The following is a 20,741-nucleotide window of genomic DNA, read 5'->3' as shown; positions in this document are numbered from 1 at the left end:
AACATTATTTATTTTTAATCGAACATCGTTTACGTTCATATGCCAAGAAATCAATGCTGCCGGAGAGGGGGCGGACCTGGTCGACCAATGAAACCCCGTAACATATTGAGCATCATCGATTTCGATAGCTTCTTTCCCAAAGAGGGTGAGGCCAGGGTGCCAATTTTGATCGGGCACGATGAGGTCGAAGCCTTGCGTTTGGTGGATTATCTCGGGCAAAGCCAGGAGGAGGCAGCTCTTTCCATGGGAGTTTCCCGGGGAACGGTATGGAGGTGCGTAGACAGCGGGCGGCGCAAATTGTCGGCCATGCTGGTGGAGGGCCGTCCACTCCTGGTCCGTCAGGACACCGGGAACAGTGATATCGAAACAATTGATTAGGTTAACCTAAATTACTTATAATATCGTGTCTATGCACATAATGATGGTCGGTGATAGACCGGCCAAAGGAGATTTGATCATGCCATATTTAGATGGAACCGGCCCTTATGGGTCTGGGCAAATGGGTAGGGGCAGAGGTCCCTGTAGAGCGGGCGGCCGCATGGGCGGCAGAGGCATGGGATGGGGCGCTGGAATGCCGGTCGCTCCCACCTACGCTTATGTAGAACCGGCCCTGGCCGATGTACGGAGGAGCATGGAGATGGAGGCGGAACTATTGGAGAGAAGGCTCAAGGTCCTGAAGGGTAGGATGCAAGAGCTGGAGCCTGATCCCCAATGAAGGTCGCGGTCACCTCCGCCGGCCAGGGTCCGGAATCCATGATGGACGACAGGCTGGGACGCTGCCCATACTTCGTGATATTGGACACCGCCACTGGGAACATCGAGTCCCTGCAGAACACTGCGGCCGAAGCGTCCAGCGGTGCCGGGACCAAGGCCATGCAGATGCTGGTCGACAAAGGTGTCGATGTGGTCATCACAGGAAGGATAGGTCCGCACGCCTCTGCCATGCTGGCCGAGACCAAACTGGAAGCGGTCACTGGAATTTCCGGTATGGTGGGCGAGGTCCTAAAAGATTTTACAAAGAAGAGGGGTCTCTGACCCCCCTCTTCGATCCTATTTTTATTCCAATTTCATCAGTATGCCGCTACCACCACGGTCCACGGCATGCTTGCTCACTTCCTGCCAAATTTTATGGAACTCTAACGAGGCCAGTGAGTTCGGGAAGAGAGACGGCAACGGCTTCATGGCCTTGATCGCCTTCAGTACTGAAGGGTCGTAGGAAACACGTCCCACCACCATCACGCCGTTGCGGCGACAGCTCTCCTCAATGCACTCGGTCATTCCGGGGTGCAGGTCCCATTTGTTGACCGCCACGCACACCGGGATGTTGAAATGTTTGGCAAGATCGATCAGGCGCATCAGATCATGCTCACCCGATTGACTGGGTTCGGTTATGGCCAATATCAAGTCCACCCCGGTGATGCTGGCGATGGCCGGGCAACCTGTTCCCGGCGGCCCGTCGATGAGCACGGTGTCTATCCCGTCCGACTCAGCGATGTCCTCCGCCAGGTGCCTGACCTCGGTGACCAGCTTGCCGCTGTTGGACTCTCCCGGCTGTAGTTCGGCATAGACCATGGGCCCGCGGTCAGTGTCCATGACGAATATCTCGCCGGATTTCTGCCGGACCAGCTTAACCGCACCTTCCGGACATACCACCTGACAGGCACCGCATCCCTCGCAGTGGATCTCTTTGATCTGGAAATCCGAGATGGCCCCGAATATGCACACCTCCTCGCATTTTCCGCATTCTATGCACAGCTCGTGGTCTATCTTGGCCTTCAAAGCACCTACATAATCGTTCTTGGTGCGCAGTCTGCTGGACATGGTCAACGCCAGGTTGGACGCGTCCACGTCACAGTCGGCCAATACCAGTCCCTGGGAGTACCAGGCCATGGAAGCCACCGCGGTGGTCTTTCCAGTCCCTCCCTTCCCGCTCATCACGGCGATCTTGATCATCGTTGCAACCCCCTGATCTCCAGAAAGAGATCGAGCATCTTGCTTTCCATCCCCGGCATTGCTTCCAACAGGGTCCCGCCGTGGGCGTAGCACTCCGCTACCCGTCTATCGAAGGGGATCCTCATCAGAATAGGAACGTTCGTTATCTCACACAGGCGCTCGATGATAGCATCATCTCCGCTGGAGCGGTTGATGAGCACACCACAGGGCACTTCCAGTCTTCGGCAGACGGTGATCATGCCCCGCAGATCGTGCTCCCCGAAAGGGGTTGGCTCGGTCACCAACAGGGCAAAGCTCGCTCCGTCTATGGACTCAACCGCCGGACAGCTGGTGCCAGGAGGGCAGTCGATGATGACCAGGTCATCCTTCTCTTCCTTGATCTTTCGGATGATGGGAACCGACAAGGCCTCACCGGTCAACAGTTCACCGCAGGCGAACTTCATGAGCCCGGCCGTTCCGTAGCGTACCGTCCCCACTGACCGACCGGACATGGTGATCGCGTCGAGGGGGCAGACCAGACGACATGTCCCGCAGCCATGGCAGAGACCTGACATGAGCCTGACCTTCTTTCCCAAACGTATCATAGCTCCGAACTGGCAGTTCTCAACGCACTTACCACAGGCATCGCACTTGGCGGCGTCTATGACCGGGTAGGGCACTTTGACCTCCGCTTGCGAAAGGAACTCGGGGTGAAGGAAAAGGTGGGCGTTAGCCCCCTCCACATCGCAGTCCAGAAAGGTGAGCGGGCGGTCAAGTGATAGTGCTAAGGCGCATGCTACCGAGGTCTTCCCGGTGCCACCTTTTCCACTTGCGACGGTCAGGATCATGAGCGGCCCCCTTAATGCTGATGCTCGGAACAGGCGTTCGCATGGTTGGCCGCTGACATCTTCCCCTCTCGCCAAGCGTCCATGGTCTCCTGCACCGTTCCCTCGGCACCTACATATACCTGGATATTGAACGAGCCGAGCATGTCCACGGCCTTTGGACCAAGTCCGGAGCAGAGCATGACCTGCACACCCACCTTAGACAAAAGTTCCGGGGGCAGGCCTATACCGCCCATGTGCTCGCTGGTGTTATCGATGAACGTTAATTCCTGGGTCTCGGTATCGATTATGGCGTACGCCGGTACCTTTCCAAAGTGGGCTCCGACCGTGGCCGACATTCCATCGCGGTTCATAACTGGTATTGATACCTTCATTTTTTCACCTAAATTATCTTATTAACGCCGTGAATAATGTGCATACACATAAAATTATCCTTCGAAGGCCCCGCATAATGGTAAAATATACCTCCCGCCCTCGGAGACACGATGAACGTCCGGGACATCTTGGAAAGATATCGCCTGGGTAAGATCGATCTACAAAGAGCGGAACAGCTTCTGCGTATGGACTTTCTGGAACGGGTGGGCGAGCACACGCTTTTTGATCATGCTCGCGAGGCGCGACGAGGCATCCCCGAGGTCATTTGGGGGGAGAACAAGTCCCCTACAATGGTGGCGGACATCGTCCAGGCGGTGCTTAAGGACCGCGACGCAGTGCTGATCTCCCGGGCATCGACCGAACAGCTCGAGGCGTTGCGTGGTGTGGTGGACCCGGCCCACCTCCGTTTCATCGAAGGCTCTCGAATGATAGTGGTCGATAAAAGGCCAGACCGGCCCAAGGTCGGAATGATCGGCATATTGACCGCCGGAAGTTCGGACATCGCGGTGGCCGAGGAGGCCAAGGCCATGGCCGAGATCATGGGTTGCCAGGTGCTCACTGAATACGACATCGGTGTGGCGGCCCTGCATCGTTTCCTCGAACCGTTGGCCAAGATGCTGGACCAGGGCGTGGACGCATTGGTGGTCATCGCCGGTATGGAAGGGGCCCTTCCCACGGTCGTCTCCGGTCTCGCCGATGTTCCTATCATAGGTGTGCCTACTTCCGTAGGCTACGGTTATGGGGGAAAAGGGGAGGCGGCGCTCATGGGCATGCTGCAGACCTGCTCTCCCGGACTGGTGGTGGTCAACATCGACAACGGCATCGCCGCTGGCGCCACCGCTGCTCTGATCAGCCTGCGTTGCCGGCGCGAGAGGTGAATCGATGGATGTCAGGCCATTGAGGATGGAGGACATACCACGATCGCAGATCCTCATGGTCAAGACCTGGACCGAGCAACTGAAGCGATCCACCGGTCTGGACATCGAATATCCGGTCAGGCGGTCCAATTGGTACTCATCACGCCTGGAGGTCGAACCCGGAGGATGCTTATGCATTTTTGACGGGGATAAGATGCTGGCGGCGGGTTTCGCCCTCAAATGCGGTACATCCGGATGGATAGGGCCGATCGAAGTATTGCCAGAATGTCAGGGGCAGGGCCTTGGAAAGGTCATCCTCAGCGCCCTGGAAGATCATCTGAGGGGACGTGGTTGCCAATGCATCGGTCTGGAGACGATAAAGGACTCGCCGAAAAATGTGGCCTTCTATGAGAAAGCTGGCTACCACAATGACGGGGAAACGCTCTATCTGGAGAAGGTATTGAGGAAGGATCGGTTCATTTTTGGATCGCGCCCCCGCGCTCATAAAGAAAAGGAGATCGGACGCCTGGGGAACGCGGTCTCTCCTGGTTACGATCCATCATCGGAGTTCGTAATGGCAGTGAAGAGCGATCTAGGGCGGTCCTTCGGCCTCGAAGGGGTGGCAGCGCTGCTTCTCCAGGACCCCATTCTTGGATCGGGTAAATCCTATCTGAGATCGCTGCTTTGCGATTCCGAGGAACGAATGGAATCGGCAATGAAATTGGTCCGATACAGCGAGAACGAGATGATGAGGGGGGGCGCGATTTCCATCTTCACCCTGTTGAGGAGCGACAGTCTGTTCCTCCCCCGGTTATTGAGGGTCGGTTACCTGCCGAAAGGGGTGGACCTGCGTATGATCAAAGGCGATTTCCCTCAGAACCACCGGGCTTCCATCATCTCCTGGTCAGGTTAGGGGTTCTTGGGCAGAACTATGGCCAGGACCAGGTAGGCCACCAGGAACGTGCCTGCGGAGACCAGTATTCCCACGACCCACAACACCCTCATCAGGAAAGGGTCCAAGTTCAAGTACTCGGCCATGCCGCCGCACACACCGGCGAAAACCTTGTCCCTACTGGACCGTCCCAATCTTTTTGCCGGATAATACGGTTGATCGGGCTGGGCCCCATTGTTGTAGATAGGTCCCGAAGCGGTCGGAGGTATCGCCTGGGGTGGCTGGGGGCGATCTGCTCTCATTATCACGCCTATATAGCCGATCAGCAGAACCAGCAAAAATATGATGTATAGGATGGAGAAAAGCAGCGTGGCTATGGTCTCCAGTTCGTTCACGTTATTGGAACGGCCTAGCATGTCCATGATGTTCGCCAAAATCCACAGGACGAAGGTGATTATGATGGCGGCGATGAGCGGCGACAGCACGGAGTACTCCTTGGCGTATCGCCTCGAGGAATAACCGGAATAGGCGGCCAACAGCAAGATGAGGAAGATCAACAACAGGTTGTCGTTGAGGAAATTGCCGAACCGGTTGGCGAAGGACGATTCCCCCGACAGCGCGTTCACCACCTCGACGATCAACAGAACCAATATGAAACTCAGGAAAGCCTTCAGCAACGGACCGGCACCTTTGAAGGAACGGTCGAACTGGGTCTGAGCGTAACCAGTGTACGAGGGCGCCGGCGGCGATGATAGCGAGTTGCCGCACTTTAGACAGAATGTCGCCTGTTCTTCGTTCAACGCGCCGCACGTGGGACAGTAGGCCATGTCGTTAACTCTCCAGAATGCCCTATGCCACCCTGCCTTATTTTCTTTTTGCCGATCTCGTGATGAAAAGTATTTCCCTTTCGAAATGAATGGGCGATCGATCCAATGGCCTTACGCATCGTAGAGGTGATCCTGGAATCGGGGAACGAGGAGAGCGTAAGGGACGCCGTCAAGGACATCGACGTGGTGGAAATGTGGTGCGGTGCGACGTCCAAGGAGCGCCTGGAGGTCCACCTATTGGTCAAAGCTGAGAACAGCGAGGCTTTGGTGGACGCCCTCGGAAAAGCTTTCGATTCACTGGTCATATTTCGTCTGTTGATCCTCCCAGTGGAGGCCACTCTCCCCCGGGTGGAGGAGCCCCCGAAGGAAGAACCGGTCCTGGAGGTCGTGGAGGAGCCTAAGAACGGTGAGAAGAACCGTTGGATAAAGCGCATCAGCCGGGAGGAACTGCAGGAAGACGTCGAGGACTCCAGCGACCTTAACCTGGTATACCTGATAACCGTGATACTCTCGGTCCTGGTGGCGGCCATAGGGCTGCTGAAGGATAATGTGGCAGTGGTCATAGGTGCCATGGTCATCGCCCCTCTGCTAGGTCCGAACGTGGCCATGTCGCTGGCCACATCTTTGGGGGACAATAAGATGATAGCCAAGTCTGCCAAGACCTTGTTGGCAGGCATATTCTTGGCCCTCTCCTTATCGGTGATCATCGGGATGATCTTCACGGTGGACCCCACCGTACCGGAGATAGCTTACCGCACCAACATCGACCTTAGCGATGTGGTGCTCGCACTGGCATCGGGAGCCGCCGGGGCGCTCTTCTTCACCATCGGTACCTCCACCGCTCTGGTCGGGGTGATGGTGGCGGTGGCCCTGCTCCCTCCCCTTGTGGTCATGGGCATGCTTCTGGGTTCCGGACAGTTCAATCTGGCATACGAGACCCTGTTGCTTTTCATGACCAACTTCATCTGCGTCAACCTGGCCGGAGTGGCCGTTTTCGTGGCACAGGGGGTCAAGCCATCACACTGGTGGCATGCGGCTCTGGCCAAGAAATCGGTCTCATACGCCCTACTTGTGTGGGTAGCTCTACTGATCATCATGATCATCCTCTTGCTTTTCTTCTCATGATACTGAAAAATTGATTTAGATTGTCAGGCCATTATGGGCTCGTATGACAGTTAATGAGGATGATCAGAAGAAAAGGTTGGAGTGGGTGCTGCGTAAGGTCCGGGAGGAGTACGGTTTCATCCCCCTGGTCTCCGAGGTCATGTCCAGTCGCCCGGACATTTTCCTGCCCTACTCTGAAATTTCCAGTAACCTGTTCTTCAAACCAAAGTATATGGACCGGCACACGGCCGAACTGGCGGCCATAGCCGCCGGTGCAGCACTAGGCAGCGAGAACTGCTTGGGAGTGCACATACCTCAGGCCATCAAGATCGGCGTTAGCGAGGATGCGATCCTGGAAGCGATGCTGATCGGTTCCTTCATGAACATGAACCGCAGCAATTCCATCGCCTTCCGTTGCCTAAAGAAGGCCACGGAGGGGAAGGAATGAGGTATTCCGAGGGACGGATCGGCCGAGCGCTGGTACTACGACTGGAGGACGGGGACGTACTGCACGAGTGCGTCGAGAGGGCCGCATTCGAAAGTAAGATACAAAGAGCGGCGGTCCTGGTGGTAGGTGGCGCCGATCGCGGAAGCCGTTTGGTGGTAGGACCCAAGGACGGCCAGGAGGAAGATATATTGCCAGTGCTGACCGAGCTGGCCGGAGAATCGGAGATCGCCGGCGTGGGCACGCTGTTCCCGGACGAGGATGGAATGCCGTCATTGCACCTACACGCCTCCTGCGGTCGTGGGGAGAAGAGCGTCACCGGCTGTGTACGCCCCGGTGTCAAGACATGGCTCATACAGGAAGTGATAGTGATGGAGCTGTTGGGCCTGAGCTCCAAGCGGATCACCGACCCCCGCACTGGGTTCAAGCTACTGGAACCTTGATCAGAAGGCGTCTACGCATCGTAGGCCGACCTCAGAACATCTCTTCCTGATGAAAGATTCCAGGCCTTTGTAGTCCTTCCCAAGGTGGGCGCTCTCCAAACGATCTCCGACGATCTCCCCTCCGCAGCGTGAACGAATGTCATGGTACATTCCGGGGCGGGGTCGGAAACGGTCGAGCATGATCCATTTTATTCCGGTGTCGACCAGGGCGTCCACGAGTTCCGCGGCGTCCTTCTCTTCCAGCACCGGGAGCAGCGGTCCGACGAGAGCATAGGCGTTGATACCGACATCGGAGAATTGCCTCAGGGCATCCAGGCGCTTTTGAGGCAGGGGGGCGCCGGGTTCGAACTCCCGGCTTAGGGCATCGCTGATCGAGGTGACGGTAAGCCCGACCTCTCCCGGCAGCTCGCGATAAAGTTCCAGATCACGCAGTATCAGGTCCGATTTGGTGAGAACGCTGACCTTGAGGCCATGTGGTATGATCTCCATCAGGCAGCGTCTGGTGATGAGCAGATGTCGCTCCACCTCCTGATAAGGGTCAGTGACCGTTCCCAGACCGATGACCCCCTTCTTACCCCTGATCTCCCTGGCCAATGCCAGCGGCAGATCGGTCCGGGCCAGAACGTTGGTCCATTCAGAACGGGGACGTTTGGTTACATAGGGCGCATAGCAGTAAAGGCAATCATGCTGGCATCCCACATATGGGTTCAGGGCATAATCCAGACCCGGCAATCTAGATGGCGGCAAAGCCACCCGCGTACGTACCTCCGAGACCTTTGGAGCCCTGGGCAACGGCCGCCCCTCCTCCATGGCCAGAAATAGATCCAGATTAGACATAATCGTCCAGCCTCCGCTGGTGCTTGAGGTCCTGCAGCACCGCACTGTGACTCGTCCAGGTAGGTATGGGGATGTCCATGCGGGTCTGCACATGCGCCATAGCCTGGTCCAAGGTGTTGAACTTCCTCGGTCTCTGCGTCAAGGCCATGCGCACGTTCTCCCTAACGTTCCACACCCCTACCGGCAAAAGGTAACCAGGATGGGCCTCTCGGAAGATGATCGCTCCAGATTGTCGTCTCTCTCTTTGCAGGAGCTCATTGACCGCCAGACGCGCGGCGTAGTAGCAGCCGCCGATCTCCGCGTAATCCTTCCTACCTTCGAAGAACTCATGCGAGGAGATGATCTCCACCTGCTTCCCCAGGGGGTTCCACACAGTATTGGGATACCAGGCCTCGATGAGCTCGTAACGCCAGGAGGTCGGTGTGAGCATGACGCTCCATCGATTGTCCAGCTGGTCCCAGTCGTAAACTCGGAACTCGTTGATGAGCGGAAAGGTCTTGGTGGTCCTCAGCATGTCCTTGCCCAGGATGTCGTCGACCGCAGTGATGCTCCAACGGGTGGGCACTAATCGTCGGTTATCCTCCACGCCAAAAGCTCCGACGCTGAAGGCTTTCTGTATGCGGGAGATCAGCACTTCGCCCTTGTACAATCCTTTGACCGCCTCGGCGGCCTTCAGGTCCGTATCATAGTAGGCCTTCTCCACTCTGTGGTCGTACTTGGGGGTGGATATGCGCAGCTTCTCCAGCTTGGCCGAGGGGCCGAACGGTTGGATGTTGTCATCAAGAACGATGCGTCCCGTAGGTTTCTTGGAGAAGTTGGCCTCAACGTCCACGGAATTTATGGCCAGCGCCAGTTCCCTGGTGTAGTCGACGATGCGCCCTGCGTTCTGGAAGTTCTTAACGTCTACCAAATGTTTCCCCCGGACCAGGCGGAAACGGAAGTCCACGATCTCTTCGATCGATTTGCCCATCCACTGCTCTGGAGTGTCCATGATCATGGTGTCACCCAGGTCCGGTGGCACCAGGGGGCCGATGTCCACCTTAGGATAACCGTAGCGACCGACAAAGACCCCTGGGGGAGAGCTGCCGTGCAGGTCCTGGGTATTTATGAGCTTCTTGGTCCGGGAATGGGAGTAGAACTTGATCATCAAAGGACAGCGGTCCTTTCCGCAGAGGTTCTTGCTCCCTTTGCATATGTGGCAGGGGCTAGAGCTGGAGACGTTCGTCTCTGGGAACGGTGATACATCGAACGGCTGTGGTCCCAGGGTCCTCATGAACGAGCGTTCTACCGAGGAATGGATATATGACCGTTTTCCAAGGCGGATCAAAAGTGGGGATGGTCCTTGATGATGTTCAGGGCTTCCATGGATCGTTCCCAGTCAAGGGTGATGCCGTGGGTTATCCCTGGCAGCTCCACTGATTCGTATTCATTCCCATTGAACATCAGGGCGACGACGATCCAAAGGCGTGCCCCACCAAGTTTGGGCAGGGAGATCAATGAGGCGCCGTAACCATTAGGGAAGCGGTAGACCCTTTGCTCTCGTCCCCCCTGAATATCTAGGCAAGCCTTGCAATAACCCTCGTCCACTCGGAACGAATCCAGGTCCCCGTTCATGGTCAGGACTACGAGATACCCGGAGAAAAATGTTTCTTCCTTTGATTTATAGCTATTATTTTATATTCCATGGTCATTACCAGGGGTGTCAGCATACTGTTTTAGGGAACGCTGAATCCGACAATTTTATATAGAAGCGATAAAATACCGACCGTAAGGAGGCTCATTATGGCTTACGGAATGGGACAAGGTAATCAGCCTATCATAGTTCTTCGCGAAGGTACTGAGAGATCTAGGAACAAGGAAGCGCAATACAACAACATCGCCGCAGCCCGCGCGGTCGCCGACTCTGTACGGTCGACCTTGGGGCCCAAGGGGATGGACAAGATGCTGGTCGACTCCATGGGGGATGTCGTCATCACCAACGATGGCGTCACGATCCTGAAGGAGATCGATGTTCAGCATCCGGCAGCCAAGATGGTCGTGGAGATCGCCAAGACCCAGGACACTGAGTGCGGCGACGGAACAACTTCCTCGGTAATTATTGCCGGGGAGCTGTTGAAGAAGGCGGAGGCCTTGGTGGAGCAGAACATCCACCCCACCATTATCGCAAACGGCTACAAGATGGCCGCTGCCGAGGCAATAAAGATACTGGACACCATAGCTGTGTCCGTTACCCCCACCGACACTGAGATGTTGAAGATGGTGGCAATGACCGCAATGACCGGCAAGAGCGTAGGCGGCCAAGGAGAATTCCTGGCCGAGGTCGCAGTAAAGGCCGTCAAGGCGGTCGCCGAGAAGAGCGGTAAGAACTACACCGTTGATGTGGACAACATCAAGGTGGAGAAGAGGACCGGCGGATCTATCTCCGAGACCGAGATCATCGAGGGCATCGTCATCGATAAAGAGAGGGTGCACCCCCGCATGGCTACACAGGTCAAGAAGGCCAAGATCGCCCTGCTCAGCGTTCCCATGGAGGTCAAGAAGACCGAGGTGGACGCCAAGATCCAGATACGTGAACCATCTCAGATGCAGCGCTTCCTGGACGAGGAAGAGGCTACCCTGAAGAGCATGGTCGACCAGATCGCCGCAGTAGGCACGACCGTAGTGTTCTGCCAGAAGGGAGTGGACGATCTAGTTCAGCACTACCTGGCCAAGGCCGGAATATTCGCCGCCCGCAGGCTTAAGGAGTCTGACATGGAGAAGATCGCCAAGGCCACTGGAGCAACCATCGTCGGGAAGATCAGCAACATCGCCAAGACCGACCTTGGATTGGCAGACATGGTCGAGCAGAAGAAGGTCGGCGAGAACGATATGATATTCATCACCGGCTGCAAGAACCCCAAGGCCATAAGCGTCATCGTGCGCGGCGGTACCGAGCACGTTGTTGATGAGGTCGAGAGGTCCCTGCACGACGCACTGCGCGTCGTAGGGGTCGCTTTGGAGGACGGTAAGATCGTTCCGGGCGCCGGAGCCCCTGAAGTAGAGCTGTCCCTGCGCTTGGGCAACTACGCATCCACCGTCGGTGGCCGCGAGCAGTTGGCAATAGAGGCGTTCGCCTCTGCCATGGAGATCATTCCCTGGGCCCTGGCCGAGAACGCAGGCTTGGACGCCATAGACATGGTCATCCAGCTGAAGTCGGCTCATGAGAAGAAAGGCGCCAACTCCAAGAACATGGGCTTGGACCTGGATGCCGGCAAGCCGGCAGACATGTTGAAGTCTAACATCATCGAGCCCTTAAGGGTAAAGACCCAGGCCGTAAAGTCTGCGGCAGAGGTCGCTAACATGATCCTGAGGATCGACGATGTCATCGCCTCCAAGAAGGGCCCGTCGGGACCCCCGGGCGGCATGGGTGGAATGGGCGGCATGGGTGGAATGGGCGGCATGGGCATGCCCGGGATGATGTAAACATCCCAACCACCTTCCCATAAACCTCTTTTCTCATTTTTAATTTTGATATTCATACGGACAATAATTTTAATAGAGACCCAGATAATTCAGCATTAATTATTTCCAAGAAGGGATGAATCATGAAAAAGATGCTTAGCACCTTGATATGTGCCCTAACCCTCCTGGCTCTTCTGTGTTCCTTGGCCGTTCCGGCCGTGGTGGCGATTAGTACGTCTGCAGAAGCACCAGTGTGGGTAAAAGGGGACAAGTGGGCGTATGGAATGGAAAACGATGTCGGAGCCGATTTCGGGGCTCAGTTGCAGGAAGTCAAGGACCTCCTCGAGGGAGAGACCGGAGGGACGGTCAACACACTTGAACTGGACGGCAGTTCCGGCTTCTGGATACTTTTCGAGGTCACCGAAGCTAACAGCGATATCTACGTTTTAAGCATGGACGCCGCTGTAAAACTTCAAATTGATGCCTCGATCTCCGTGACCGCGGAGATGGAAAAGGCAGGTACCTATAGTTACGATCAAGAGCCGGAGACAGAGTCAATGGACATCGAGATCGAGGCCAATGTGGACCTTGCGCTCGTAGTCGGTGTTGACATCACCTTTGAACGCGACACCATGGCCATCAGTGAGATCACCATGAACGTCAATTTCGACGGTGTGGTCGCCTTCACGGCCCAGAACATACCCAGCAGCGAAACCAACTGGACGGACTATAGCACTACCATCTCATATGATGACTACGATGTCAGCGCCGAAATGGAAGCGAACCTGGCAATGGAGATCTCGTTCGAGCCCGCCTTGAACATATGGGACTTCCCGTTGGAATACCGTGACGAGTGGAGCGTGAACTCCGAAGCCACCATCAGCGGCAGCATGACCGGGATGCTGGATGTGAATGGTCTTCCCCAGGACATGAGCGATGAACTCTTCACCGATGAGTTCATCGAAAGCACCGGGTTCAGCGACTTCCCCATCATTTTCGAGCAATTGAACTCGGACGACGGTGATTGGCCGTTCCAGGATGGGATGCTCGAGGAGGTCTCTGAGGACGTAGAGATGACCCTGAAGTGTACCAGCGTCATAACCGTTCAGGACGAATACTGGGGAGAGATCACTGTCTACAAGATCGAGGCCCAAGGAACGCCATTAGAGTTCTATTATTCCCCCGATGTAGGGTTCATGTCCTACTTCTCGATGAACTCTGACGATCTGGACGACATTTTTGATCTGAACGTAGCAGTGATGCCCAGCGAGGAATTCAGGATGGAGGCCGTTGACCCAGCCGTGGCCGCGGACAATATCAACGAGATATCCGACTACCAGGGCAGCATCGGTCCTGATGGCCAGGGTGGCATCGCGGGCTTCTTCCTAGATGCGCCGTATCTCGGCTTGATCCTCATCGGCATCATCGTCGTTGTGGTCGTGGCCTCGATACTCCTGATACGAAAGAAATAGGCAGGACCGAAAACCATTTTCCAAATCCTTTCATTTTATTTATTTTTGACAGAACAAAACGTCGATCCGATGAAAGTACCCATCATTCGTAATCATGGTGGCTCGAACCCCTTTCCGGGCCTAGTTTTATAATAACGCAATCATCTGTCATCCCAATCGATCCAGAGGGAAGGCCCATGAAGATATTGGTTGTATACGATTCGGTCTCACCAGCAAAATTGACTGCCAGAGTGGCCGATACCATCGCTGGAGCTATGAAGGAAAAAGGAATGGAGATCATCTCAGTTCCGATCGAGGACGTCAAACACATCAATGTCGAGGAGTATGATTGCCTGGTGATCGGGTCACCCACCATGGCATGGAAGCCGACAAAGGCCACTCTGAGCTTCCTCAACGGACTGGCCGGAAAGACCTATTCGGGCAAATACGCTGCCGCCTTTGATACGCAGGTCCAATTGATCATCAGCGGTAATGCGACCAAGACGATGGAAGCTAAACTGAAAAAGTTAGGGTTCGGACTGGCATCACCACCGCTCATGGCCTACGTCGTAGATAAGAAGGATGGATATCAGATGAAAGAGGGGGAGCTGGAAAGGGCTCAGAGGTGGGCGCAGGAATTGACATTATCACTTTCAATGAAAGGATGAAGCCCATTGGCCGATCCTTTAATTTTTATTATCATCCTTTCCAACGGTCGGCGGTTGAAACACATCTATGGTCTCAATGATTTAATCTAAGCGGAAGACCGTCTACTGATCATGACCATCAGGTCCATCAATCCCCGCACCGGTGAGGTCATCAAGGAGTTCAAGCCGTCCAGTGAAGATGATGTCCTGCGATGTCTGAACAAAGGCAGGAAGGCTCAGAAGATATGGAACACTGAGTGGGACAAGGGCGACCGCATCGAGGCGCTGAAGGAGCTTCAAGGAGTCATGACCTCCATGAAGGAGGACATGGTCCACACGGAGATGCTGGAAGGCGGATTTCCGCAAAGGGACGTCATCGGAACTTTCAACGGAGCGATCAAAGGGTTCGATCATTATATCTCCGAGGTCCAGTCCGTGGACGATTACGATTTTCCTCTCAACCCTGCCGGATGGCCGGATACAAAGGCCACCATCAATCTGGTCCCTCACGGGGTCATAAGCCACATCGGCATCTGGAACTATCCGTTCTGGCAGACCATGATCAGTTTGATCCCGGCTTTGCTCACCGGCAATGCCGTGGTCTTCAAACCCTCCGAGTACACCACCATGACAGGGCTGAAGATCAAGGAGGCGGTGGAAGGTACCAGTATTCCCGATGATGTCTTCCAGGTATTGGTGGGTGGGGCTGATATCGGCAAGGCCATGGTGACCGCCCCCTTCGATGCCCTGGTGTTCACTGGGGGACGGGGAACCGGTCTCGATATCACGCGTCGCGCCGGGATCAAGCCCATGGTCCTGGAGCTTTCAGGTAACGACCCCGGCATCGTCTGTGCAGACGCCGACATCAAAGCCACTGCCAGAGGGGTGGCCAGCGGGACATTCTCACACGCCGGCCAGGTATGCATACGCCTCAAACGTCTTTACGTGGTAGAGGACATCGCCGACCCTTTCATCGATGAGCTGCTCAAGGTCACATCTCACATCGATGTGGAGAAGCAGATAGGTCCCCTGATCAGAGAGGAGGCTAGGGACAGGGTCTATCACAAGGTTCACCAGGCGATCGAGCAAGGATGTGAGCTCCTGACAGGAGGAGATAAGATGCCCGGGCTCGGATTTTATTATGAGCCTACCGTGCTCAAGGTCAGTGACGATTCCCTGGAGATAATCAAAGAGGAAACGTTCGGACCGGTGTGCCCAATAAGGGTGGTCAAGGACGAGGAGGAGGCGATCATGCTGGCCAATGATAGCGATTATGGTCTGGGGTCTACCATTTGGACATCGGACCCCTTGAAAGGGGAGGCCTTGGCCAGAAGAATGGAAGCTGGCAATGTCTGGATAAACGATTACGGTCGTACCATCAATTGCGGGGAGCTGTTCCAAGGCTGGAAATGCAGCGGCATACCTTCCACCAACCGCCGTATCACCTTGTTCATGAAGAAAAGGACCATCGTCAACCATCAGATATGTCAAGCCAGACCTTATTGGTTCAATTGATCCACCCGGTGCTGCTGGCGATCATGATTACGTTTGGTCTGCTCTCCGGTTCGATGTTCGATCGTAGGTAACTTTAGTGTTGGATCAGATCAACTCCGCGGACATGGTCGCGTTGATGGATATGTCAAAACGAACCTCCTTATCCCAGCCCGAGCGACGGAAGATATCCATAAATCCCAACCCTATGGTTTTTGGATGACCTGCGATCATGGATATGAATGAATTCACGTCTTGTACAGAACAACCGAACTTAGGCATGGCGAGCCCTCCCAATACCACAACTACGCTAGATTTTGATGGATCGAAAGGCTCGTTACTTATCTGGAATCCAGCACCTTCTACCCATGACATCTTTCGGCATTTATCCCATATCGCCCTGGCTCCAAAACCAAAGGACATGTTGCGATCTCTCACGGAATATGCCATCAACTGAGCGAACGGGGGGCATACTGCCTCGGAACCTATGAAAACCACACTGCTTCCGTCTGGAATGTCTACTAACGATCCTCGGAACAGTTTTGTCAAACCAGAAATTCCATCTGCCCTTTCCATGATGTATTACTGTCCGAAGGCATCATATTTCTTTCCCCGGAATGTGAGCTATTCATTGCTCAGCGTTATTTATTGCGTTAATATCGTACCAAGTTTTACATTTCACATTCATTTATTAATAATATGGCTATAATAATATAATATAATAATAAATATATTCAATAATGTATGTAAAAATAATAGATAGTAACTTAATAATCATTAATAATAAAACATATAGCAACTTAAAATCTTATTAAGATCAAATATAGTGTTATAATGATTAATAAATATAGTATGTATCATTACAATCATAATAATAAAATCAATATAATTTATTAATCGATAATATGTCTGACAAATGTCTGATTATATATATTTAATAAAACAATATTCCACCGATTCTGCGGTCATATGTCAGACATTGAGAAAATGAGAGCGGCGGTCTATGTCAGGGTCTCTACCGAAGACCAAGCACGTGATGGTTTCAGTTTAGCCGCGCAGCTCAAGCGTCTGCGATCTTATTGTCTAGCCAGGGGCTGGACCGTGGTGAACGAATACGTCGATGACGGGTACAGTGGTAAGAGCTCGGAACGTCCCAACTACAAGAGGATGATGCATGACAAGGACCTGTGGGACGTGCTGGTCGTATTGAAGATGGACCGTATCCATCGCAATAGCCGAAATTTCACCATGATGATGGACTTTCTTCGATCATGGAACAAAGAATTCAATTCCATGCAGGAGAGCTTTGATACCACGACCGCCATCGGCCGGTTCGTAATGGACACCATCCAGCGTATCGCACAACTGGAGAGCGAGCAGATAGGTGAAAGGGTCAAGGTGGGAATGACCCAGAAAGCATTGGAATGCAAGGGTAATCTGGGTTGTCCAGCTCCTTACGGATATCACTATCTGGGAGGAGAGCTTTGCATCGATGGGACCGAGTCCCTAGTCGTTGAGCGAATTTTCAGAATGGCAGCGAACATCTGTTCGTTGGGTCAGATATGTAAATCTTTGGACGCTCAGGGATGCCAGACCAAAAATGGTGGCGCCTGGCAAAGGGCCACCGTCCATGGAATCCTCACTAACAACATATACCTTGGAAAAATGGTCTGGGACGGCATCGAACAGAATGCACCACAGCTCAAGATCATTGATATCGGTCTCTTCAACGAAGTTCAAGAGCTGTTCGTTGAACGAATGAAATCCAAACGCAAGCCTAAGAGGATAGCTGCTAAAACCTTGTTCAGGAGCGAGGTCCATGCCTAGGGCGGCCATATATACCCGGGTATCGACCGAGGACCAGGCTAAAGAGGGTTATTCGCTAGCGGCACAAAAGGAACGATTGAATGCTTATTGCGACGCCCAAGGTTGGGATATCGCCGGATTTTACATCGATGAAGGGCATTCTGGAAGAAACACCCGAAGGCCAGCGTATCATAGGATGATCGAGGAACGCGACAAATGGGACATCATCCTGGTCATGAAGATGGATCGTATCCATCGTAATTCAAAGAACTTCATGATCATGATGGAGAACCTGGAGAAATGGGGGAAGAAGTTCAGCAGTATGAACGAGTCTCTGGACACCTCCAATGCCGTAGGCCGTTTCGTAGTTGACATCATCCAGCGTATCGCCCAGCTGGAGAGCGAGCAGATAGGGGAACGCACCTACATGGGGATGAGACAGAAGGCCGAGTCGGGAAAGGGCGTGTTGGGCTTCAGGGTGCCATTCGGTTATTACCTCGAAGATGGCAGGCTCATCCAGGAGGAGAACGAGGCCCATGTTGTTCGCTCCATCTACGAACGATATCTGGCAGGTTCTACCATGGACATGATAGCCTGGGACCTGAACAGGGAAGCGATCACCACCCGTAATGAAAGGCACTGGACGATATGGTCGATCAGCAGGATATTGCACAATCCAGTTTATGTCGGGTATCTTAGATGGGACGATCTGGTCATACCATCAGAGCATGCGCCAATAATGAAAGTTCAAAAGTACAACGAGGTGCAAAAGATGGTAGCATCCCGAACAAAGAACAAAAAACACTGTTCGATCTCCCAGTTGCCTGGGGAATAGGCATTGACCCGGATTCGAGTGCCAATGTTATTACTGGCCCATAAGAATGCTATATCGATATAATATAATTATTTTAAATATAATATTCGAAAATGAAACTAGCCAGATGGTTGAAATATTACGATATCAAAAATAATGTTATTCTATTGTACCGGAAGCGATAAAAGTTATTACGATTATATAAAAATTGCGTTGATTTAGGTATGTTTAACGGTTGAATGGCCACTCATCTTTTAACACGTGTTAATAATTTTTATTAACAGTCCTTAATGGGTAAACTATATATTATCATCAGTGATGGATACTATGTTAGGATTGTTAAGCAATCCGATAGGACAATCCGAAGGGAGAGGGGATCACAATGGGAGAGTACGTGCAATGTCGCGGCCAATTCTGTAATTTTTTGATTGCAGTTACCTCGACTAGCAATAGCCTCATCCTTTCTTTATGTCCACAAAAATGGAGTGATTAAATGGCAGAAGAAAGCAATGTACACATCAAGCTAGCTGGAGCTGAGGTACTGGGATTGTTCCTGGTCAGCATAATGGCTATCTTGGTTGGAATGTTTGGACTTGGTGTATTCGACGATTTGAGTGTAATTGCGGGGGTGGCTGCCTTAGTCGGCACTGGCCTCTTCCTTTGCACCATCGTCGCATACCTGAATGAGAACATACTGGTATCGGCCGCCTTTGGTCTGTTCGCTGTGTTCCTGCTGGGATTCGCCGCAATGGCTACCCCAGTATTGACTGGCGCCTTTGAGGCATATATCGCCGCAGAAATATACACCATATTCGTTGGACTTGGCCTGTTGATGGTCGGCATCGTAGCCTTCGCTCAGCCGGTCAAGATCTTGCCCATATTCCTCGTAGTCGCTGCCCTGGCCTTCGTGTGCCTGGGTCTGTGGTTCGACATGGGTGAGGACATCAGGATGGTAGTCGGTCTGCTGTGGACCATCGCCAGCTTAATGGCGCTGTACATGGCAACTGCGATCGCCTTCCTGGTCGTCAAGGGCAAGGTAGTCCTTCCCCTGCTCATAAAGGCCTAAGCGGGAAGAAAGACCAAACGCTTCAAACCCTTTCCATATTCTCTATTTTTTAACAAGATTGAACTAATTCTCCGACCTATCTTTTTGTTATGGTCCTCAATATTTCCCGATGGGTATGTTGCGATCTTCAGGAAGCTATGGGCCAGGTCGAACTTCGATCCGAGCAAGGTATCCGCTGCATAATGGACCCCCTTGGGGAGCTTACTAAGGATGAAGGGGCGTCAATAGGTTCACTGGCCAATTATCTGGAGCTGATCCGAGCTATGGATAATCGAGATATGCATACGTCCATTTCCATCAAACCAACCGCCCTGGGTGCCGCTTATGATCCTGAACGGTGCTCGGACAAGATATGCGAGATAACTAACCAGGCGTGGGGCAAGGGGATCGCTGTCGAGATCGATATGGAGGCTCGGAAGTACTTGGACCTCACAATGGGTGTGGTGAAGCAGCTTGGTAGTTTAAATCGAGGGTCAATATCGGTCGCTGTTCAGGCTTACCTGTACCGAACACCTAAAGACATTCTTGACCTAGCATCGGGCGGGGTTGGTATCAGGCTCGTCAAAGGAACATATTCCGGAGACATCGGAGATCCGGGAGAGGTCCGGGGGGTCATGCTTGAGAACGTCGATCTATTGCATTCATTAGGTCGACCTTTCTCGGTAGGAACTCACGATCCTATTATCATTGGTAAGGTGACCAAGGACCGAAGCATGAAAGGGCTTTTGGAGATCGGGATGCTCAAGGGATTAGGTGATGATACGAAACTTCGTCTTGCCGGGAGGGGGTGGGCCGTAGCGGAATATGTTCCTTTCGGATCGGACTCCTATTCTTACACGATGCGTCGGGAGAACTACCTTCGGCAACTTTTAGAGCTAGGGTTAGAACCGTGCCCATAAACGGCGTTAATTGCATCATTTTTCTGTTAACAATAGTACATTTTTACAATACCTGTTTTTAGATGTAAAATGAGGGGGGAAAACCCATTTTTCACTGCTCTCAAGTTGATGTTAGGGAGTCCGTCGCTTACAAATATGAACTAGTTTGTACAATAAATTATTGAAACTATTATAATCAATAATAATAGTTATATAAATAATAAGATTAAAACTGTAATAATAATTATAATACAGTAAATTAGTAATATAGATATAATTATACATATTATAATTAACAATAGTATTATGGTGATATCCATGTTGGAGAGAAAAACAACGATACAGGTGACCGAGACGACCCGTGACCGACTATACAAATTAAAATTTCGCCGAACCTATGATCAATTCCTAAACGAACTATGTGATATGTTCGAAGATCATGAAAAAAGCGGGTCGGGAAGCACTGCAAACGTTGAATTGTAGATTAACATGAATAAAATAATGATAGTAATGATATCTGCTATAATATAGAGGATAAAATCAATAATCTAAGAAAAAACTCTCTGCTAGATCGGTTCCGAGGCGGCAGA

Annotated in this window: 24 protein-coding genes; 16 read left to right on the top strand and 8 right to left on the bottom strand. The window is 52.8% G+C overall.

Features of this window, described 5'->3' with window-relative positions:
• Positions 1 to 39: 39 nt before the first annotated feature.
• The 3 genes from VMW85_07215 to VMW85_07205 are packed head-to-tail and all read left to right on the top strand — an operon-like array spanning position 40 to position 1,035.
• Positions 40 to 378: a DUF134 domain-containing protein gene (locus VMW85_07215; GenBank protein ID HUT27816.1), complete on the top strand. Its 339-nt coding sequence runs from the start codon at positions 40 to 42 to the stop codon at positions 376 to 378.
• Positions 379 to 409: 31 nt separating this feature from the next.
• Positions 410 to 715 carry a DUF5320 domain-containing protein gene (locus tag VMW85_07210; protein ID HUT27815.1) on the top strand — a complete coding sequence of 102 codons (306 nt, stop codon included), beginning with the start codon at positions 410 to 412 and terminating at the stop codon, positions 713 to 715.
• Positions 712 to 1,035: a NifB/NifX family molybdenum-iron cluster-binding protein gene (locus tag VMW85_07205; protein HUT27814.1), complete on the top strand. Its 324-nt coding sequence runs from the start codon at positions 712 to 714 to the stop codon at positions 1,033 to 1,035. Before VMW85_07210 ends, VMW85_07205 begins: the two co-directional genes overlap by 4 nt.
• A 21-nt stretch (positions 1,036 to 1,056) precedes the next feature.
• Here VMW85_07205 and VMW85_07200 read toward each other — a convergent pair whose 3' ends face one another.
• The 3 genes from VMW85_07200 to VMW85_07190 are packed head-to-tail and all read right to left on the bottom strand — an operon-like array spanning position 1,057 to position 3,151.
• Complete coding sequence (locus tag VMW85_07200; protein ID HUT27813.1) at positions 1,057 to 1,953, bottom strand: ATP-binding protein; 897 nt, start codon at positions 1,951 to 1,953, stop codon at positions 1,057 to 1,059.
• The gene (locus tag VMW85_07195; protein ID HUT27812.1) at positions 1,950 to 2,780 is read right to left on the bottom strand and encodes an ATP-binding protein; all 831 of its coding nucleotides are present in this window, start codon (positions 2,778 to 2,780) and stop codon (positions 1,950 to 1,952) included. Before VMW85_07195 ends, VMW85_07200 begins: the two co-directional genes overlap by 4 nt.
• Before the next feature lie 11 nt (positions 2,781 to 2,791).
• Positions 2,792 to 3,151 (bottom strand): NifB/NifX family molybdenum-iron cluster-binding protein, encoded by a 360-nt coding sequence (locus VMW85_07190; GenBank protein HUT27811.1) that lies wholly within the window; start codon positions 3,149 to 3,151, stop codon positions 2,792 to 2,794.
• A 111-nt stretch (positions 3,152 to 3,262) separates the two neighbouring features.
• On the opposite strand from VMW85_07190, the gene larB reads away from it, so the two are divergent.
• Positions 3,263 to 4,030, top strand: a complete 768-nt coding sequence (larB, locus tag VMW85_07185; GenBank protein HUT27810.1) for a nickel pincer cofactor biosynthesis protein LarB — start codon at positions 3,263 to 3,265, stop codon at positions 4,028 to 4,030.
• Between the two features lie 4 nt (positions 4,031 to 4,034).
• On the top strand, positions 4,035 to 4,922 hold the full coding sequence (locus VMW85_07180) for a GNAT family N-acetyltransferase (protein ID HUT27809.1): 888 nt from the start codon (positions 4,035 to 4,037) through the stop codon (positions 4,920 to 4,922).
• Here VMW85_07180 and VMW85_07175 read toward each other — a convergent pair.
• On the bottom strand, positions 4,919 to 5,728 hold the full coding sequence (locus VMW85_07175) for a PspC domain-containing protein (protein ID HUT27808.1): 810 nt from the start codon (positions 5,726 to 5,728) through the stop codon (positions 4,919 to 4,921). The two genes, VMW85_07180 and VMW85_07175, sit on opposite strands and share 4 nt — an antisense overlap.
• A 105-nt stretch (positions 5,729 to 5,833) precedes the next feature.
• On the opposite strand from VMW85_07175, the gene VMW85_07170 reads away from it, so the two are divergent.
• From VMW85_07170 to VMW85_07160, 3 genes are read left to right on the top strand one after another with little or no spacing between them, the layout of a single operon-like run.
• On the top strand, positions 5,834 to 6,853 hold the full coding sequence (locus VMW85_07170; GenBank protein ID HUT27807.1) for a TIGR00341 family protein: 1,020 nt from the start codon (positions 5,834 to 5,836) through the stop codon (positions 6,851 to 6,853).
• Positions 6,854 to 6,896: 43 nt separating this feature from the next.
• The gene (locus tag VMW85_07165) at positions 6,897 to 7,280 is read left to right on the top strand and encodes a carboxymuconolactone decarboxylase family protein (protein ID HUT27806.1); all 384 of its coding nucleotides are present in this window, start codon (positions 6,897 to 6,899) and stop codon (positions 7,278 to 7,280) included.
• Positions 7,277 to 7,720, top strand: coding sequence for a PPC domain-containing DNA-binding protein (locus VMW85_07160; protein ID HUT27805.1), 444 nt, complete (start codon positions 7,277 to 7,279; stop codon positions 7,718 to 7,720). Before VMW85_07165 ends, VMW85_07160 begins: the two co-directional genes overlap by 4 nt.
• Here the strand turns inward: VMW85_07160 and VMW85_07155 are convergent, their stop codons facing one another.
• From VMW85_07155 to VMW85_07145, 3 genes are read right to left on the bottom strand one after another with little or no spacing between them, the layout of a single operon-like run.
• Complete coding sequence (locus tag VMW85_07155) at positions 7,721 to 8,557, bottom strand: radical SAM protein (GenBank protein ID HUT27804.1); 837 nt, start codon at positions 8,555 to 8,557, stop codon at positions 7,721 to 7,723. It lies immediately after the preceding gene.
• Entirely contained in the window at positions 8,550 to 9,830 is a 1,281-nt protein-coding gene (locus tag VMW85_07150; GenBank protein ID HUT27803.1) for an Nre family DNA repair protein, read from the bottom strand. Before VMW85_07150 ends, VMW85_07155 begins: the two co-directional genes overlap by 8 nt.
• Positions 9,831 to 9,880: 50 nt before the next feature.
• Positions 9,881 to 10,171 (bottom strand): hypothetical protein, encoded by a 291-nt coding sequence (locus VMW85_07145; GenBank protein HUT27802.1) that lies wholly within the window; start codon positions 10,169 to 10,171, stop codon positions 9,881 to 9,883.
• Positions 10,172 to 10,339: 168 nt separating this feature from the next.
• Here VMW85_07145 and thsB point away from each other — a divergent pair, with 168 nt between their 5' ends.
• The 4 genes from thsB to VMW85_07125 all read left to right on the top strand — a co-directional run bounded on the left by thsB (position 10,340) and on the right by VMW85_07125 (position 15,611).
• Complete coding sequence (thsB, locus tag VMW85_07140; GenBank protein ID HUT27801.1) at positions 10,340 to 12,019, top strand: thermosome subunit beta; 1,680 nt, start codon at positions 10,340 to 10,342, stop codon at positions 12,017 to 12,019.
• Positions 12,020 to 12,141: 122 nt separating this feature from the next.
• Positions 12,142 to 13,470 carry a hypothetical protein gene (locus tag VMW85_07135; GenBank protein ID HUT27800.1) on the top strand — a complete coding sequence of 443 codons (1,329 nt, stop codon included), beginning with the start codon at positions 12,142 to 12,144 and terminating at the stop codon, positions 13,468 to 13,470.
• Between the two features lie 176 nt (positions 13,471 to 13,646).
• Positions 13,647 to 14,117, top strand: coding sequence for a hypothetical protein (locus VMW85_07130; GenBank protein ID HUT27799.1), 471 nt, complete (start codon positions 13,647 to 13,649; stop codon positions 14,115 to 14,117).
• 111 nt (positions 14,118 to 14,228) lie between these two features.
• Positions 14,229 to 15,611, top strand: a complete 1,383-nt coding sequence (locus VMW85_07125) for an aldehyde dehydrogenase family protein (protein ID HUT27798.1) — start codon at positions 14,229 to 14,231, stop codon at positions 15,609 to 15,611.
• 84 nt (positions 15,612 to 15,695) lie between these two features.
• On the opposite strand, the gene VMW85_07120 is transcribed toward VMW85_07125, so the two are convergent.
• Positions 15,696 to 16,163, bottom strand: a complete 468-nt coding sequence (locus tag VMW85_07120; protein HUT27797.1) for a DUF2124 family protein — start codon at positions 16,161 to 16,163, stop codon at positions 15,696 to 15,698.
• A 393-nt stretch (positions 16,164 to 16,556) separates the two neighbouring features.
• On the opposite strand from VMW85_07120, the gene VMW85_07115 reads away from it, so the two are divergent.
• The 4 genes from VMW85_07115 to VMW85_07100 all read left to right on the top strand — a co-directional run bounded on the left by VMW85_07115 (position 16,557) and on the right by VMW85_07100 (position 20,172).
• The gene (locus VMW85_07115) at positions 16,557 to 17,414 is read left to right on the top strand and encodes a recombinase family protein (protein HUT27796.1); all 858 of its coding nucleotides are present in this window, start codon (positions 16,557 to 16,559) and stop codon (positions 17,412 to 17,414) included.
• A complete protein-coding gene (locus VMW85_07110; protein HUT27795.1) occupies positions 17,407 to 18,228 on the top strand; it encodes a recombinase family protein in 822 nt (273 codons plus the stop codon). Before VMW85_07115 ends, VMW85_07110 begins: the two co-directional genes overlap by 8 nt.
• Positions 18,229 to 18,700: 472 nt before the next feature.
• Positions 18,701 to 19,273: a hypothetical protein gene (locus tag VMW85_07105; GenBank protein HUT27794.1), complete on the top strand. Its 573-nt coding sequence runs from the start codon at positions 18,701 to 18,703 to the stop codon at positions 19,271 to 19,273.
• Positions 19,274 to 19,410: 137 nt separating this feature from the next.
• Positions 19,411 to 20,172: a proline dehydrogenase family protein gene (locus VMW85_07100; GenBank protein HUT27793.1), complete on the top strand. Its 762-nt coding sequence runs from the start codon at positions 19,411 to 19,413 to the stop codon at positions 20,170 to 20,172.
• Positions 20,173 to 20,741 lie beyond the last annotated feature (569 nt).

The sequence above is a fragment of the Methanomassiliicoccales archaeon genome, assembly GCA_035527755.1.
Taxonomy (GTDB): domain Archaea; phylum Thermoplasmatota; class Thermoplasmata; order Methanomassiliicoccales; family UBA472; genus UBA472.
The sequence above is the reverse complement of the archived record's forward strand: the minus strand, read 5'-3'. Positions and strand labels throughout refer to the sequence as shown.